Source organism: Enterobacter sichuanensis (assembly GCF_002939185.1).
GTDB classification, from domain to species: Bacteria; Pseudomonadota; Gammaproteobacteria; order Enterobacterales; family Enterobacteriaceae; genus Enterobacter; species Enterobacter sichuanensis.
Map to the genome: position 1 here is coordinate 49838 of NZ_POVL01000010.1, position 16752 is coordinate 66589.

14 protein-coding genes are annotated in these 16752 nt (G+C 56.5%); 9 read left to right on the forward strand and 5 right to left on the reverse strand.

Annotated features, from left to right (window positions below; genetic code table 11):
* The first annotated feature begins 168 nt into the window (after positions 1 to 168).
* Genes fhuA through fhuB form a run of 4 tightly spaced genes read left to right on the forward strand, consistent with a single transcriptional unit; the run spans position 169 to position 6135 of the window.
* Positions 169 to 2418 carry a ferrichrome porin FhuA gene (fhuA, locus tag C5687_RS06825; RefSeq protein WP_025756803.1) on the forward strand — a complete coding sequence of 750 codons (2250 nt, stop codon included), beginning with the start codon at positions 169 to 171 and terminating at the stop codon, positions 2416 to 2418.
* 50 nt (positions 2419 to 2468) lie between these two features.
* A complete protein-coding gene (gene fhuC / locus C5687_RS06830; protein WP_045285869.1) occupies positions 2469 to 3266 on the forward strand; it encodes a Fe3+-hydroxamate ABC transporter ATP-binding protein FhuC in 798 nt (265 codons plus the stop codon).
* Positions 3266 to 4156 (forward strand): Fe(3+)-hydroxamate ABC transporter substrate-binding protein FhuD, encoded by an 891-nt coding sequence (fhuD, locus tag C5687_RS06835; protein ID WP_045285870.1) that lies wholly within the window; start codon positions 3266 to 3268, stop codon positions 4154 to 4156. The genes fhuC and fhuD overlap by 1 nt, the downstream gene beginning before the upstream one ends.
* On the forward strand, positions 4153 to 6135 hold the full coding sequence (gene fhuB, locus C5687_RS06840; RefSeq protein WP_095451920.1) for a Fe(3+)-hydroxamate ABC transporter permease FhuB: 1983 nt from the start codon (positions 4153 to 4155) through the stop codon (positions 6133 to 6135). The genes fhuD and fhuB overlap by 4 nt, the downstream gene beginning before the upstream one ends.
* Positions 6136 to 6228: 93 nt before the next feature.
* Here fhuB and hemL read toward each other — a convergent pair whose 3' ends face one another.
* Positions 6229 to 7509, reverse strand: coding sequence for a glutamate-1-semialdehyde 2,1-aminomutase (hemL, locus tag C5687_RS06845; protein WP_059385830.1), 1281 nt, complete (start codon positions 7507 to 7509; stop codon positions 6229 to 6231).
* A 178-nt stretch (positions 7510 to 7687) separates the two neighbouring features.
* On the opposite strand from hemL, the gene clcA reads away from it, so the two are divergent.
* A complete protein-coding gene (gene clcA, locus C5687_RS06850; protein ID WP_104556638.1) occupies positions 7688 to 9088 on the forward strand; it encodes a H(+)/Cl(-) exchange transporter ClcA in 1401 nt (466 codons plus the stop codon).
* Positions 9089 to 9173: 85 nt separating this feature from the next.
* Positions 9174 to 9518: an iron-sulfur cluster insertion protein ErpA gene (gene erpA / locus C5687_RS06855; RefSeq protein WP_008501923.1), complete on the forward strand. Its 345-nt coding sequence runs from the start codon at positions 9174 to 9176 to the stop codon at positions 9516 to 9518.
* A gap of 93 nt (positions 9519 to 9611) precedes the next feature.
* Here the strand turns inward: erpA and C5687_RS06860 are convergent, their stop codons facing one another.
* The 3 genes from C5687_RS06860 to mtnN are packed head-to-tail and all read right to left on the reverse strand — an operon-like array spanning position 9612 to position 11742.
* Positions 9612 to 10229 (reverse strand): TRIC cation channel family protein, encoded by a 618-nt coding sequence (locus C5687_RS06860; protein WP_025756809.1) that lies wholly within the window; start codon positions 10227 to 10229, stop codon positions 9612 to 9614.
* Between the two features lie 21 nt (positions 10230 to 10250).
* Positions 10251 to 11051: a vitamin B12 ABC transporter substrate-binding protein BtuF gene (gene btuF / locus C5687_RS06865; protein ID WP_047957781.1), complete on the reverse strand. Its 801-nt coding sequence runs from the start codon at positions 11049 to 11051 to the stop codon at positions 10251 to 10253.
* Positions 11044 to 11742 (reverse strand): 5'-methylthioadenosine/S-adenosylhomocysteine nucleosidase, encoded by a 699-nt coding sequence (gene mtnN, locus C5687_RS06870; protein ID WP_025756811.1) that lies wholly within the window; start codon positions 11740 to 11742, stop codon positions 11044 to 11046. The genes btuF and mtnN overlap by 8 nt, the downstream gene beginning before the upstream one ends.
* 82 nt (positions 11743 to 11824) lie before the next feature.
* On the opposite strand from mtnN, the gene dgt reads away from it, so the two are divergent.
* From dgt to cdaR, 3 genes are all read left to right on the forward strand, one after another.
* Positions 11825 to 13339, forward strand: a complete 1515-nt coding sequence (gene dgt, locus C5687_RS06875; protein WP_104556639.1) for a dGTPase — start codon at positions 11825 to 11827, stop codon at positions 13337 to 13339.
* A gap of 131 nt (positions 13340 to 13470) precedes the next feature.
* On the forward strand, positions 13471 to 14907 hold the full coding sequence (degP, locus tag C5687_RS06880; RefSeq protein ID WP_025756813.1) for a serine endoprotease DegP: 1437 nt from the start codon (positions 13471 to 13473) through the stop codon (positions 14905 to 14907).
* Positions 14908 to 15053: 146 nt separating this feature from the next.
* Entirely contained in the window at positions 15054 to 16211 is a 1158-nt protein-coding gene (gene cdaR, locus C5687_RS06885; protein ID WP_025756814.1) for a DNA-binding transcriptional regulator CdaR, read from the forward strand.
* A 104-nt stretch (positions 16212 to 16315) separates the two neighbouring features.
* On the opposite strand, the gene C5687_RS06890 is transcribed toward cdaR, so the two are convergent.
* Positions 16316 to 16705 (reverse strand): DUF3461 family protein, encoded by a 390-nt coding sequence (locus tag C5687_RS06890; protein ID WP_008501916.1) that lies wholly within the window; start codon positions 16703 to 16705, stop codon positions 16316 to 16318.
* Between the last annotated feature and the right edge of the window lie 47 nt (positions 16706 to 16752).

The following is a 16752-nucleotide window of genomic DNA, read 5'->3' on the forward strand; positions in this document are numbered from 1 at the left end:
TTTTTAATACTGATTAACCCTTCATTTTCTCCTGGTTATTTCTTAAACCCTTAATTCTCGTAGGGCCGCGTACTGCTTGCTTTGCAGCCAACGTTTCGCCTATTATGCTGCGGTCATAATAATAATTCTCGTTTACGTTATCATTCACTTTTCCATCAGAGATACACCATGGCGCTTTCCAATACTGCTCAGCCAATAAATACGTCGCTGCGTAAAATCGCGGTCGTCGTCGCCACAGCGGTTGCCGGCATGTCGGCTTATACTCATGCTGCCGAAACCCCGAAAAAAGAAGAAACCATTACGGTAACCGCAGCACCAGCGGCACAGGAGAGTGCCTGGGGTCCTGCTGCAACCATCGCAGCGAGACAATCCGCGACCGGGACCAAAACGGATACCCCCATCCAAAAGGTACCGCAGTCAATTTCTGTAGTAACAGCTGAAGAGATGGCGCTGCATCAGCCGCGCTCGGTTAAAGAAGCTCTGAGTTACACGCCAGGCGTTGCGGTAGGCACCCGTGGTGCATCCAACACCTATGACTATTTGATTATCCGTGGCTTTGCGGCCGATGGTCAGACACAAAATAACTACCTCGATGGCATGAAAATGCAGGGGAATTTCTATAACGACGCGGTGATTGACCCTTATATGCTGGAGCGGGCCGAGATCATGCGCGGTCCGGTTTCCGTTCTGTATGGCAAAAGCAGCCCTGGTGGCTTGCTGAATATGGTAAGTAAGCGCCCAACCACCGAGCCGCTGAAAGAGATCCAGTTCAAAGTAGGTACGGATAGCCTGTTCCAGACCGGGTTTGATTTTAGTGATGCCATCGACGACGACGGCGTTTACTCTTATCGCTTAACGGGTGTAGCGCGCTCTAATAACGCTCAGCAGGAGCGTGCAGAAGAGCAGCGTTATGCCATCGCGCCATCTTTCTCCTGGCGTCCTGATGAGAAGACGACCTTTACGTTCCTCTCTTATTTCCAGAACGAGCCTGAAACAGGTTACTACGGCTGGTTACCGAAAGAGGGGACGGTCGATCCGTTGCCAAACGGCGATCGTCTGCCGACTGACTTCAACGAAGGCGCGAAGAACAATACCTATTCCCGTAACCAGAAAATGGTGGGATATAGCTTCGACCACGAATTCAACGATACCTTTACCGTGCGCCAGAACCTGCGCTTTGCCGAGAATAAAACCTCGCAAAACAGTGTTTACGGTTATGGCGTCTGCACCGATCCGGCGAATGCAGGCAACAAACAGTGTGCGGCGCTGTCCCCTGCTGATAAAGGGCATTATCTGGCGCGTAAATACGTTGTCGATAATGAAAAACTGCAGAACTTCACCGTTGATACTCAGCTGCAAAGCAAATTCGCTACTGGCGAGGTGGATCACATTCTGCTGACCGGCGTTGACTTTATGCGCATGCGGAATGACATCAACTCCTGGTTCGGTTATGACGACTCGGTTCCGCTGCTGGATCTTTATCATCCTGTGAACAGCGATTTTGATTTCGGTGCAAAAGATCCGGCTAACTCAGGTCCTTACCAGGTCCTGAACCGCCAGAAACAGACCGGTCTTTATGTTCAGGATCAGGCGCAGTGGGATAAAGTGCTGGTCACGTTGGGCGGCCGTTATGACTGGGCCGATCAGGAGTCCTATAACCGTGTGTTCAATACCACGTCCAAACGTGATGACACCCAGTTTACCTGGCGTGGCGGTGTTAACTACCTGTTTGATAACGGCGTAACCCCGTACTTTAGCTACAGCGAATCGTTTGAACCGGCTTCGCAGACTGATGCTCAGGGTAAACTCTTCTCTCCGTCTAAAGGCAAGCAGTACGAAGCGGGGGTGAAATACGTTCCGGACGATCGTCCGATTGTCGTCACCGGTGCGTTGTACCAGTTAACCAAAACCAACAACCTGATGGCGGACCCGGCGGGCTCCATCTTCTCGGTTGAGGGCGGTGAAATCCGTGCCCGTGGCGTAGAGCTGGAAGCGAAAGCTGCGCTGTCTGCGAGCGTTAACGTTGTTGGCTCCTATACCTACACCGATGCGGAATACACCACCGATACCAATTACAAAGGCAACACGCCTGCACAGGTACCGAAACATATGGCATCGTTGTGGGGGGATTACACCCTCTTTGATGGCGCGCTTTCCGGCCTGACGTTGGGTACCGGCGTGCGTTATACCGGTTCAAGCTATGGCGATGCGGCGAACTCCTTCAAAGTGGGCAGTTATACCGTCGTCGATGCGCTGGTCCGATACGATCTGGCTCGCGTTGGTATGGCTGGTTCGAACGTGGCGCTGCACGTGAATAACCTGTTCGATCGTGAGTACGTTGCCAGCTGCTTCAACACCTACGGTTGCTTCTGGGGTGCTGAACGTCAGGTTGTTGCCACCGCGACCTTCCGCTTCTAACCGCTCTTTGGGCACGGTTCGCCGTGCCCTTTTTATTTAAGTTGGCTGATATGCAGGATAATCAAACGCAACCCGACACCACCTTTACGCTCAACCATCTCTCCTTTCGCGTACCCGGACGCACGCTGCTGCATCCGCTCTCTCTGACGTTTCCGGCTGGTAAAGTCACGGGCCTGATTGGTCACAACGGCTCCGGTAAATCCACACTGCTCAAAATGCTGGGCCGTCATCAGCCGCCTTCAGAAGGCGACATTCTGCTGGACAACCAACCGCTGGAGAGCTGGAGCAGTAAAGCCTTCGCGCGTAAAGTGGCCTATCTGCCGCAGCAGCTGCCGCAGGCGGAAGGGATGACGGTACGCGAGCTGGTGGCCATTGGGCGTTATCCCTGGCATGGCGCGCTGGGGCGCTTCGGCGTCGCCGACAGGGAGAAAGTGGAAGAGGCGATTGCGCTGGTGGGACTAAAACCACTGGCGCACCGGCTGGTGGATAGCCTCTCCGGCGGAGAGCGTCAGCGCGCGTGGATTGCGATGCTGGTGGCGCAGGACAGCCGCTGCCTGCTGCTCGACGAGCCGACCTCCGCGCTGGATATTGCCCACCAGGTCGACGTGCTGGCGCTGGTGCATCGCTTAAGTCAGCAGCGGGGTCTGACGGTGATTGCGGTCCTGCATGATATCAATATGGCCGCGCGTTATTGTGACTACCTTGTCGCGCTACGTGGTGGCGAGATGATTGCACAGGGCTCGCCGTCCGAGCTGATGCGCAGTGAAACGCTGGAACGTATTTACGGTATTCCGATGGGGATTCTGCCTCACCCGGCCGGGGCTGCGCCGGTGAGCTTTGTATACTGATGCTGAATAACATACTTATCAGCCGCCGCCGCCTGCTGACGGCGATGGCGCTCTCACCGCTGCTGTTAAAAATGACGCCGGCGCGCGCTGCCGCCGTCGATCCGCACCGTATTGTGGCCCTGGAGTGGCTGCCGGTCGAGCTGATGATGGCGCTCGGCGTTACGCCCTACGGCGTGGCGGATATTCCCAATTACACCCTGTGGGTGAATGAGCCGAAACTGCCGGACTCAGTGATCGACGTCGGCCTGCGTACCGAACCAAACCTTGAGCTGCTCACCCAAATGAAACCGTCATTCCTGTTCTGGTCGGCGGGCTACGGTCCATCAGAAGAGGTAATGGCACGCATTGCGCCAGGACGCGGATTCGCATTCAGCGACGGTAAAAAACCGTTGAGCGTGGCGAAAAACTCGATTAACGAGATGGCGCATTTCCTCAACCGCGAGGCCGAGGCCAAACAGCATCTTCAGGAATTTGATGACCTGATAGCTACGTTAAAACCGCGTTTTGCGCACCGGGGCGATCGCCCGCTGCTGATGGTGACGCTGCTGGATGCCCGCCATATGCTGGTCTTTGGTAAAAACTGCCTGTTCCAGGAAGTGCTCGACAGTTTTGGCATCCGTAATGCCTGGGAAGGGGAGATGACGTTCTGGGGCAGCACTGCCGTGGGTATCGACCGCCTGGCGGCGTTTCGTGATGTGGATGTGCTCTGTTTTGACCACGGGAACGAACGTGACATGCAGACGCTGATGGCGACACCGCTGTGGCAGGCGATGCCGTTTGTGCGTGAGCAGCGCTTCCAGCGCGCTCCGGCGGTCTGGTTCTACGGCGCGACGCTGTCAGCCATGCACTTTGCCCGGGTGCTGGATAACGCGCTGGGAGGTAAGGCATGAGCAAGCGTATCGCCCGCTTCCCTGTGTTGCTTTTGGCCGTACTTTTCCTCGCCGCGCTGGGATTAACCTGGTTCAACCTCTCGGCAGCGCTGCCGCGTGGACAGTGGGGCGGCGCGCTGGCCGCACCGGATATCGATAACATTCAGCAGATGCTGTTCCACTACAGTCTGCTGCCGCGTCTGGCGATCTCGCTCCTGGTGGGTGCCGGTTTGGGGCTGGTGGGCGTTCTGTTCCAGCAGGTTTTACGTAATCCACTGGCGGAGCCCACGACGCTCGGCGTCGCGACCGGCGCACAGCTTGGGATCACGGTCATCACGCTGTGGTCCCTGCCAGGGGCGCTGGCTTCGCAGTTTGCCGCACTCGCGGGGGCGTGCGTGGTGGGGGCGCTGGTCTTTGGCGTGGCCTGGGGCAAACGCCTTTCCCCCGTGACGCTGATTCTGGCCGGGCTGGTGGTGAGCCTCTATTGCGGGGCGATTAACCAGCTGCTGGTGCTGTTCCACCACGATCGGCTGCAAAGCATGTTCCTGTGGAGTACCGGCACGCTCACCCAGACCGACTGGAGCGTCGTGCAGCGTCTGTGGCCACAGCTGGCCGGCGGCACCGTACTGACGCTGTTGCTCCTGCGTCCTCTGACGCTGATGGGACTGGATGATGGCGTGGCGCGTAATCTGGGGCTGGCGCTGTCGCTGGCGCGCCTGGCTGCATTGACGCTGGCGATTGTATTGAGTGCCCTGCTGGTGAACGCGGTTGGCATCATCGGGTTTATCGGCCTGTTTGCCCCGCTGCTGGCGAAAATGCTCGGGGCGCGTCGTTTGCTGGCGCGTCTGCTGCTGGCCTCGCTGATTGGGGCGCTGATCCTCTGGCTTTCCGATCAGCTGATTCTCTGGCTGGCGCGGGTGTGGCGGGAAGTCTCTACCGGGTCGGTCACGGCGCTTATCGGTGCGCCGCTTCTGCTTTGGCTGCTGCCGCGTCTGCGCAGCATGAGCGCGCCGGCGATGGATGCGGGCGATAAAGTCTCTGCTGAGCGTCAGTCGGTGCTGTGGTTTAGCCTTGCCGGTCTGGCGGTGCTGGTTATCGCCTCGTTTACTGCGCTCGCTTTCGGACGCGATGCGGCGGGCTGGCACTGGGCAACGGGCGAGTTGCTTAACGAATTGCTGCAGTGGCGCTGGCCGCGTATCTTCGCTGCGCTGATCGCCGGGGTGATGCTGGCGGTAGCGGGGTGCATCATTCAGCGTCTGACCGGCAATCCGATGGCGAGCCCGGAAGTGCTCGGGATCAGCTCTGGCGCCGCCTTTGGCGTGGTGCTGATGCTGTTCTTTGTGCCGGGCAATGCGTTTGCCTGGCTGATGCCTGCCGGTAGTCTCGGTGCGGCGGCCACGCTGATGATTATCCTCATTGCTGCCGGTCGCGGCGGATTTTCTCCGCACCGAATGCTGCTGGCCGGGATGGCGCTCAGCACCGCGTTTACGATGCTGCTGATGATGCTGCAGGCGAGCGGTGACCCGCGTATGGCGAAGATCCTGACCTGGATTTCCGGCTCAACGTACGGTGCTACCGGCAGCCAGGTTGTCTGGTCCGGGATCGTGATGATCGTGCTGCTGGCGATGGTGCCGCTGTGCCGTCGCTGGATGACCATTCTGCCGCTCGGCGGTGAAACCGCGCGTGCGGTGGGCATGGCGCTGACGCCAGCGCGTGTTGCTCTGCTGCTGCTGGCGGCGTGCCTGACGGCGACGGCCACCATGACGATCGGACCGCTGAGTTTTGTGGGATTAATGGCGCCGCACATTGCGAGAATGATGGGATTCCGCCGGACGATGCCGCATATTGTGATGTCAGCCCTCACGGGCGGGGTCATGCTGGTGTTTGCGGACTGGTGCGGAAGAATGGTGCTGTTCCCGTATCAGATCCCGGCGGGTCTGCTGTCGACCTTCATTGGTGCGCCGTATTTTATTTATCTGTTGAGAAAGCAGAGTCGGTAATAAAAGTAAACGGCAATCCTTAGATTGCCGTTTTAGTGTTTGCTCCCTCTCCCCGTGGAAGAGGGTTGGGGTGAGGGCATCAAGCCGCACATCTTAGAGCTTAGCAAACACCTTACGCGCCGCGTCGATGGTGTTATTGATATCTTCTTCGCTATGCGCCACGGACATAAAGCCCGCTTCGAACGCTGACGGCGCCAGGTAGACGCCTTCTTCCAGCATCAGGTGGAAGAAGCGCTTGAAGCGTTCGACATCGCATTTCACCACGTCCTGATAGCAGGTCACGGTTTTCGCATCGGTGAAGAAAATCCCGAACATGCCGCCCACGTGGTTCACAACCAGCGGAATACCGGCTTCCTCTGCCGCATCAAGCAGTCCGTTTGCCAGCTGCGTGGTCAGCTCAGTCAGGGTTTCGTGGATGCCTGGTTGAGCCACTTCGCTCAGGCAGGCAAAACCTGCCGCCATCGCAATCGGGTTACCGGAGAGCGTGCCTGCCTGGTAGACCGGGCCGGTTGGTGCCAGGGCTTCCATGACGTCCTTACGCCCACCAAATGCCCCGACCGGCATGCCGCCGCCGATGATTTTGCCAAGACAGGTCAGGTCTGGCTCAACGCCATAATAAGACTGGGCACCCGCCAGCGCCACGCGGAAGCCGGTCATCACTTCGTCGATGATCAGCAGGGCGCCAAATTCATCGCACAGGGCACGCAGGCCAGGCAGGAAATCAGGCTGCGGTGGGATGCAGTTCATGTTACCCGCAACAGGCTCAACGATAATGCAGGCGATCTCCTGCGGATACTGCTCGAATGCCGCGCGAACGGAAGCCAGATCGTTGTAGGTACAGGTCAGAGTATGTTTGGCGAAATCTGCCGGTACGCCAGGAGAGTTTGGCTGGCCGAGGGTCAGCGCGCCGGAGCCCGCTTTCACCAGCAGGCAGTCCGCATGACCATGGTAACAGCCTTCAAATTTGACGATCTTATCGCGGCCAGTGAAGCCACGCGCCAGGCGGATGGCGCTCATGGTCGCTTCGGTACCGGAGTTCACCATACGCACCATGTCCATGGTGGGCACCAGCTCGGTGACCAGCTCCGCCATTTTCACTTCCATCTCGGTTGGCGCACCGAAGCTCAGGCCGCGCTGTGCGGCTTCGATCACCGCGTTACGGATAGCCGGGTGGTTGTGGCCCAGCACCATCGGGCCCCAGGAGCCGACATAATCGATATAGGCTTTGCCATCGACATCATACAGATACGCGCCGTCAGCACGTTCGATAAACAGCGGCGTACCGCCCACGCCGGTAAAGGCGCGCACAGGTGAGTTCACGCCACCCGGAATAAGCTCGCGGGCTGCACTGTAGAGGTTTTCAGACTTGCTCATGGCGTCGTTCCTGGTTCGTATAAAATGATTAAGCACACTATTCTAAGTGATCCGCGGAAGGTAATGAAATTTTTGCCCGTTTTCACGGCTAAACAATTGTTAAGTATTTTTCACGGGAAGACGCGACGCACTCTGGTAAAATCCCTGCGGCTATTTGTATGACGAAAAAGAAACGGTAATGAAAGCAGATATCCCCACTTTCGAAGAACAGCAGTTCAGACGTGCCCAACACCGTATCAGCATCCGGCGGCTGATTAATCGCGATAAAACGCCGCTGGCAATCCTGCTCGCCGCTGCCGTGGTGGGTATCCTCGCGGGTCTGGTTGGTGTGGCGTTTGAAAAAGCGGTGAATGCCGTTCTCAACTGGCGAGTGGGCACCGTAGCCGGTTTCGCCGACAACCCCTGGCTGGTCTGGGCTGGGGCATTCTGGCTCTCTGCGCTGTTTGCCATGGTGGGCTATTTTTTGGTGCGCAAATTTGCGCAGGAGGCGGGGGGCTCTGGCATCCCGGAAATTGAAGGTGCGCTGGAGGAGTTACGCCCGGTGCGCTGGTGGCGGGTGATCCCGGTGAAATTTATCGGTGGTATGGGAACCCTCGGTGCGGGGATGGTGCTGGGACGTGAGGGACCGACCGTACAGCTGGGCGGGAATGTCGGGCGTATGGTGGGGGACCTGTTTCGGATGCGCAGCGCGGAAGCGCGCCATACGCTGCTGGCCACCGGTGCGGCAGCGGGGCTTTCAGCCGCGTTCAACGCGCCGCTGGCGGGGATTTTGTTCATCATTGAAGAGATGCGCGCCCAGTTCCGCTACAACCTGATCTCCATAAAAGCGGTCTTTACCGGCGTCATTATGTCGAGCATTGTTTTTCGCATTTTTAATGGCGAAAGCCCGGTGATAGAAGTGGGGAAACTGACCAATGCGCCGGTGAATACGCTGTGGCTTTACCTGATCCTCGGCATGATTTTTGGCGTGGTGGGCCCGCTGTTTAATATCTTTATTTTACGCGCTCAGGATATGTTCCAGCGTATTCATGGTGGGAATACAACCAAATGGGTTCTCATGGGCGGCCTGCTGGGCGGGATGTGCGGGGTGCTCGGCTTTATTGAACCGAACGCCGCCGGCGGCGGGTTCGGGTTGATCCCGATTGCGGCTGCGGGGAACTTTAGCGTGGGCCTGCTGCTGTTTATGTTTATCTCCCGTGTCATCACCACGGTGCTCTGTTTTTCCTCCGGTGCGCCCGGCGGGATATTCGCCCCGATGCTGGCGCTGGGAACGCTGCTCGGCACTGCCTTTGGCATGGCGGCCGAGGCCGGTTTTCCGGCATACCATCTGGAAGCCGGCACCTTTGCGATTGCCGGAATGGGGGCGCTGCTGGCGGCGTCCCTGCGTGCGCCGTTGACCGGGATCGTGCTGGTGCTGGAGATGACGGACAATTACCAGCTCATTTTGCCAATGATCATTACCTGTCTCGGCGCGACACTATTAGCCCAATTCCTGGGTGGAAAACCGCTATACTCCACCCTCCTTGCGCGTACTCTGGCAAAGCAAGAGGCTGAACGGGCCGCAACGCAGAATACTTGAATGAATTACCAGGGTATTAGATAATGACACAAAGAATTGGGTGAATTTTACCCAATAGCAGTAGCAGTATTCATGGGAGCATAAGATGAGTGATGATGTAGCTGTGCCGCTGGAATTTACCGAAGCAGCAGCCAACAAAGTGAAAACCCTGATTGCCGACGAAGACAATCCGGATCTGAAACTGCGTGTCTATATTACCGGTGGCGGCTGCAGCGGCTTCCAGTATGGTTTTACCTTTGACGATCAGGTCAACGATGGCGATATGACCATTGAGAAACAGGGCGTCGCGCTGGTGGTTGACCCGATGAGCCTGCAATATCTGGTGGGCGGTTCGGTGGATTATACCGAAGGTCTGGAAGGTTCGCGCTTTGTGGTGACCAACCCGAATGCGACAAGCACCTGCGGGTGTGGTTCTTCGTTCAGTATTTAAGAGGGTGCGGGCTGATGCCCTCACCCCGGCCCTCTCCCACAGGGAGAGGGAGAAAAGACTAAAAACGGTAACCTTGCGGTTACCGTTTTGCGTTTACCTGTCATCCAGCGCAAACGTCGGCAGCTTCAGATGCCAGCGTATCGCCGCTAAACGTATCACCAGCGTCACGACCATTCCCAGCATCGCTGCATTTTCCAGTGGGATCGCAAAGGTGTAATACGCGGTCGCGTGAACAATGCCGCCCGCAATACAGGCCGTTGCGTATATTTCAGTACGCAGGATCATTGGCACTTCACGCGCCAGAATGTCGCGGATGATCCCGCCGCCCACGCCGGTTAAAACGCCCATGCAGATCGCCACCATCGGGCCGGTGCCCGCATTAAACGCCTTGTTTACGCCGATCCCGACAAACACGGCCAGGCCCACCGCATCCAGTACCGGCAGTATCCATTTCGGTAATCGGCGAGGCTGGCGAACCAGCACAATGGTTAACAGGCAGGTGACCATCGCCACCACCAGATCGGTCGGATCTTTTACCCAAAATACCGGGCCATTTGCCAGCGCCATATCACGGATAGTCCCACCTCCCACGGCGGTGACCACGCCCAGCACCAGCACGCCAAACGGATCCATGCGTAGTTTTCCGGCGAGCAGGACGCCGGAGATAGCAAAAACGGCTGTGCCAAGAATATCCAGCCAATAAACGAGCATCGTTAAATCCTCGAACGAATGTTAGTGACTCTCTGCCAGCGCGGCACAGAGCTGTTTTGCGGCGAGGATAATACGCGGGCTGGCGCGTTCAAACCAGTCGCTGTTGAGCGGGATCACCGGAATTTTTAGCTGCCTTTGCCAGAATTGTTCAATTTTAGGAATCTCGCTCGCATTTCCGACCACGACGATAGCCTGTGGCTGGCGCGCCAGAACCTGTTCACGGCTTACCTGGGGCCACGGTACGCGGCTGGCCGCAAAAATATTCTCACCACCACAGACTTCCAGTACCTGGTTCTGAATCGATCCCTTTCCGGTGGTGAACAGCGGCTGGCTGCCAAACTGCAGGAAGATGCGCTTTTTCACGGGCGTGTCGTAGCGGGCTTTCAGCGCGGCATAGGCGCTGAGCATCTGTCTGGCGGCGTCTTCCGCCTTTTTGGGGGTAGGGCTATAGGGAGCCAGGGCGCGTAGCGCCTGCGCGACTTGTTCAATGCTCACCGCGTCAACCCACATCACCCTGATGCCAAGCGAGGTCAGCTGGTTGACCTGCCGCTCGGCGTTGCCGCCGCGCCAGGCCAGCACGAGATCCGGTTTAAGCGCCACGATGCGCTCAAGGTTCATCCCTTGCCAGGTCGCCACCTGTTCAATGCCCGCAGCCTGCGGGGGATAATCGGAAAAGCTGCTCACACCAACGGGGGTAATGCCGGCGGCAAACGCCAGTTCAGTGTTCGCGGGGGAGAGCGTAATCACACGCGGTACCGCATAGAGCCACAGCGGTGCGAAAAGAAGCAGGGCGGCCAGCGCCCTGATGCTATGTTTAGCCACGTGCCAGAGTCTGCACCAGACGTTCCACCATCACGGTGGACTGTTTTGCCGCAACGGTAAGGAACTCGTCGAAGCTGATGTGGGACTGCTGGTCAGCCACGTCTGAGATGGCGCGAACCACCACGAACGGCACGCTGAAGTTATGGCAAACGTGAGCGATCGCGGTCGCTTCCATCTCAACGGCCACCGCCTGCGGGAAGTTATGGCGAATTTTCGCCAGACCCACGGAGCCATTGATAAACGCATCGCCGCTGACAATCAGGCCGCGTACCGCGTTGAGATTGAGCTCCGCAATGCAGGTTTCTGCCGCGGCAATTAGTTTGTCGTCAGCCTTGAATCCTGCCGGACAGCCCGGGAGCTGGCCGTACTCGTAGCCGAAGGCGGTCACGTCTGCATCGTGGTAACGCGCTTCGTCGGAGACCACGATATCACCCACTTTCAGCGTCGGCGCCAGGCCGCCTGCAGAGCCGGTATTAACGATCACGTCCGGCTTGCAGCGCTCAAGCAGCAGGGTTGCACCCAGCGCAGCAGCCACTTTACCGATGCCTGATTTCAGCAGAGCCACGTCAACACCGTTCAGCTGGCCGGTGTAGATCTCACAACCCCCCAGAGAGAGTGTCTGACGGTTCTCAATTTTGTCACGCAGCAGCGTAACTTCTTCTTCCATTGCACCAATAATGCCGATTTTCATAGATTTACTCGCGATGTGCCTTGTTAAGATGCATAGTCTATCATGCGGTTAAGGGGAAACGCATTCTCAGGCGGGGGAGCACATGTCACCAATCGATTTTCGCACCAAAATTAACTGGCACCGACGTTTCCGTTCGCCGCAGGGCGACAAGAGCGAACATGAGATCCTGCGTATCTTCGAAAGCGACCGCGGACGGATCATCAACTCGCCCGCCATCCGTCGTCTGCAGCAAAAGACCCAGGTGTTTCCGCTTGAGCGTAACGCTGCGGTGCGCACGCGCCTGACCCACTCCATGGAAGTGCAGCAGGTGGGGCGCTATATTGCCAAAGAGGTGTTGAGCCGCCTGAAAGAACAGCGTTTGCTGGAAACCTATGGTCTGGACGAACTGACGGGACCTTTCGAGAGCATTGTTGAGATGGCCTGTCTGATGCATGACATCGGCAACCCGCCTTTCGGTCACTTTGGTGAGGCGGCAATTAATGACTGGTTTAAACAACGGCTGTACCCCTCGGATGCGGTCAGTCAGCCCCTCAGTGATGATCGCTGTATCGTAGGCGATCTCCGCCTGCGTGAAGGGGAAGAGGGGTTGAACGATCTGCGGCGTAAAGTGCGCCAGGATCTCTGTCACTTCGAGGGTAACGCACAGGGCATCCGACTGGTCCATTCACTGATGCGTATGAACCTGACCTGGGCCCAGGTCGGCTGCATCCTGAAATATACCCGCCCCGCATGGTGGATGGGGGAGACGCCTGCATCCCACAGCTATTTAATGAAAAAACCGGGTTATTACCTTTCTGAAGAGGCCTATATTGAACGGCTGCGTAAAGAACTCTCATTGACGCCAAACGGCCGCTTTCCATTGACCTGGATTATGGAAGCTGCGGATGATATTTCCTATTGCGTGGCCGATCTGGAAGACGCCGTTGAGAAAAGAATCTTCAGCGTCGAGGAACTTTATCAGCATCTTTATGCGGCGTGGGGGACCCATGAAAAAGGGTCGCTGTTTGCGCAGGTTGTCGAAAATGCCTGGGAAAAATCACGCTCAAATACATTAAGCCGTAGTACGGAAGATCAATTCTTTATGTATTTGCGGGTCAATACATTAAATAAACTGGTGCCGTATGCGGCGTCGCGCTTTATTGATAATTTACCGCTGATTTTCGACGGGGAATTCAATCATGCGCTGCTGGAGGATGACAGTAGTTTCAGTCAACTGCTCGAACTTTATAAACATGTGGCGATGCGGCATGTGTTCAGCCATCCGGATGTTGAACAGTTAGAGCTGCAGGGTTACCGGGTAATCAGTGGGTTACTGGAAATTTATTCCCCGTTGCTTCAGCTGTCGGTCGACGAGTTCAATGAGTTGGTGGAACACGAGCGCGTGCGCCGAATACCTATTGAATCGCGACTTTATCAGAAACTCTCTACCCGTCATCGTCTGGCGTATGTCGAAGCGATGAGCAAGCTGGATCGCCATTCTCCTCAATGGCCGGTGATGGAATATTATTATCGCTGCCGTCTTATCCAGGACTATATCAGCGGCATGACCGACCTGTATGCCTGGGATGAATACCGCAAGCTCATGGCGGTGGAATAACCCCGGAGTTTTGTAAAGACGGCCAATAAATTTTTACCTTTTCCATAAACTTATCGCCGGAACTAAGCGGTATAAAATGAATCTGAGTTACACAGCAATTTTGCGTTACCTGTAAATCGAGATTGAGAAACATGAAAAAAACCACATTAGCAATGAGTGCACTGGCTCTGAGTTTAGGTTTAGCGCTGTCTCCTCTGACTGCTACTGCAGCCGAGACCGCGTCGTCGGCAGCAACCGCGCAGCAGATGCCAAGCCTGGCACCGATGCTCGAAAAAGTGATGCCATCGGTGGTGAGTATTAACGTTGAGGGTAGCACGACCGTCAATACGCCGCGCATGCCGCGTAACTTCCAGCAGTTCTTTGGCGACAACTCGCCGTTCTGCCAGGACGGTTCACCTTTCCAGAGCTCTCCGTTCTGTCAGGGCGGTGGCGCGGGGGATGACAGCCAGGGCGGCGGCCAGCAACAGAAATTCATGGCGCTTGGCTCGGGGGTCATTATTGATGCAGCGAAAGGCTACGTCGTGACCAACAACCACGTTGTTGATAACGCTAACAGCATTAAAGTTCAGCTCAGCGATGGTCGTAAATTCGACGCTAAAGTGGTCGGTAAAGATCCGCGCTCTGACATCGCGCTGATCCAGATTCAGGATCCGAAAAACCTGACGGCGATTAAGATTGCCGACTCCGACGCGCTGCGCGTGGGCGACTATACCGTCGCGATCGGTAACCCGTTCGGTCTGGGTGAAACGGTGACCTCCGGTATCGTCTCTGCCCTGGGGCGCAGTGGCCTTAATGCCGAAAACTATGAAAACTTCATCCAGACGGATGCGGCGATCAACCGCGGTAACTCCGGCGGCGCGCTGGTGAACCTGAACGGTGAACTGATCGGTATCAATACCGCGATCCTGGCACCGGACGGCGGCAACATCGGTATCGGCTTTGCGATCCCAAGTAACATGGTGAAAAACCTGACCGCGCAGATGGTGCAGTATGGCCAGGTGAAACGCGGTGAGCTGGGTATCCTCGGTACGGAGTTGAACTCCGAACTGGCGAAGGCGATGAAGGTTGACGCCCAGCGCGGGGCATTCGTCAGCCAGGTGATGCCGAACTCCTCTGCCGCAAAAGCGGGCATTAAAGCGGGGGATGTGATCACCTCCCTGAACGGTAAACCGATCAGCAGCTTTGCCGCCCTGCGTGCGGAAGTGGGTTCCATGCCAATTGGCAGTAAAGTCACCCTCGGCCTGTTGCGCGACGGCAAGGCGGTTAACGTCAGCCTGGAACTGCAGCAGAGCAGCCAGAATCAGGTTGATTCCAGTACCATCTTCAGCGGGATTGAAGGTGCCGAGATGAGCAACAAAGGGGCAGACAAAGGCGTGGTGGTGAACAACGTGAAGGCGAATTCACCAGCAGCCCGTATCGGCCTCAAGAAAGGCGATGTGATCATGGGCGCTAACCAGCAGCCGGTGAAAAACATCGCGGAACTGCGCAAAATTCTCGACAGCAAGCCTTCCGTGCTGGCGCTCAATATCCAGCGTGGTGACACCTCTATTTACCTGCTGATGCAGTAATCCTCTTAAGCCCCTGTACGCAGGGGCTTTCTCTTTTCTGTGACCCTTTCCACAAGTCCATACTTCTCCCCCCGGCTTTGTGCATCTGCACAATGCGACCGTAATGAAACTCCCCTATGCTTGAGCTCTGCTCACAGGAGGGTTACATGGCTGGCTGGCATCTTGATACCAAAATGGCGCAGGATATTGTGGCGCGCACCATGCGCATCATCGATACCAATATCAACGTAATGGATGCCCGTGGGCGCATTATAGGTAGCGGCGATCGTGAACGGATTGGGGAATTGCACGAAGGTGCGCTGCTGGTGCTTTCCCAGGGGCGGGTCGTGGATATCGACGATGCGGTAGCGAAACATCTTCACGGTGTTCGTCAGGGTATTAATTTACCGCTGCGCCTGGAAGGGGAAATTGTTGGCGTTATTGGCCTGACCGGGGAACCGGAGTCTCTGCGAAAATATGGCGAGCTGGTCTGTATGACGGCTGAAATGATGCTGGAGCAGTCGCGCCTGATGCACTTGCTGGCGCAGGACAGCCGCCTGCGCGAAGAGCTGGTGATGAATCTAATTCAGGCGGAAGAGCATACTCCTGCACTCAGTGAGTGGGCGCAGCGTCTGGGGATCGATCTGAACCAGCCACGCGTGGTGGCGGTGATTGAGGTGGATAGCGGCCAGCTTGGCGTGGATAGCGCGATGGCGGAGCTGCAGCAGCTGCAAAATGCGCTGGCGACGCCGGAACGCAATAATCTGGTGGCGATTGTTTCTCTGACGGAAATGGTGGTGCTCAAACCGGCGCTTAATCAGTTTGGTCGCTGGGATGCGGAAGATCATCGCCGTCGTGTGGAGCAGCTGATTGCGCGTATGCAGGAGAATGGTCACCTGCGTTTTCGCGTTGCACTGGGAAATTACTTTACCGGGCCGGGCAGTATCGCCCGCTCGTGGCGGACTGCACGTACCACCATGATGGTGGGCAAACAGCGGATGCCGGAAAGCCGTAGTTACTTTTATCAGGATCTGATGTTGCCGGTGTTGCTCGACAGCCTGCGCGGTGGCTGGCAGGCCAATGAGCTGGCGCGCCCGTTGGCACGCCTGAAAGCGATGGACAATAACGGTCTGCTGCGCCGGACGCTACAGGCGTGGTTCCGTCATAACGTGCAGCCGCTGGCAACGTCGAAGGCGCTGTTTATTCACCGCAATACCCTGGAGTATCGGCTCAACCGGATTTCGGAACTGACGGGGTTAGATCTGGGGAATTTCGACGACAGGTTGCTGCTGTATGTGGCGTTGCAGTTGGATGAACAGCGATGATGCTTTTTGCCGGGTGGCGGCTTCGCCTTACCCGGCCTACATGATGGTTTTCTCCCTCTCCCTGTGGGAGAGGGCCGGGATGAGGGCATCAGGCCGCACCCAACTTATTTGTTGCGAGTTAATTTCTCAAGATCCGCTTCAATCTCGCTGATCTTGTTAGTGACAACGCTTTCCAGATGACGCAGATCGTCAAGGATCTTACGCTTGAGATCAACTTCAGTACGGTCGCGCTGGCAGATCTGATCGAGTTCATCGATCACATAGCGCAGGTTAGGGCTGATTTCCTGTACTTCTTTGTAACCCTGTCCTACGCCGTCAGCAACGACGGTCTTACGCTGGCGTGGATATTTAAACTTCACGCTTTTGGCGAAAAACTCGCCTTTATCCTTGTGAAAATAGATTTTCAAAATATCGTTATTGGCTTCCTGACGGAGGCTGTAACGATCAATTTCATCAGGATTGGTAATGCCCAGACTTTTCAGATTATCGTACATAGCGGTACCCTTGATCTCAACATAACCTTTGAATAATTAACGAAAAA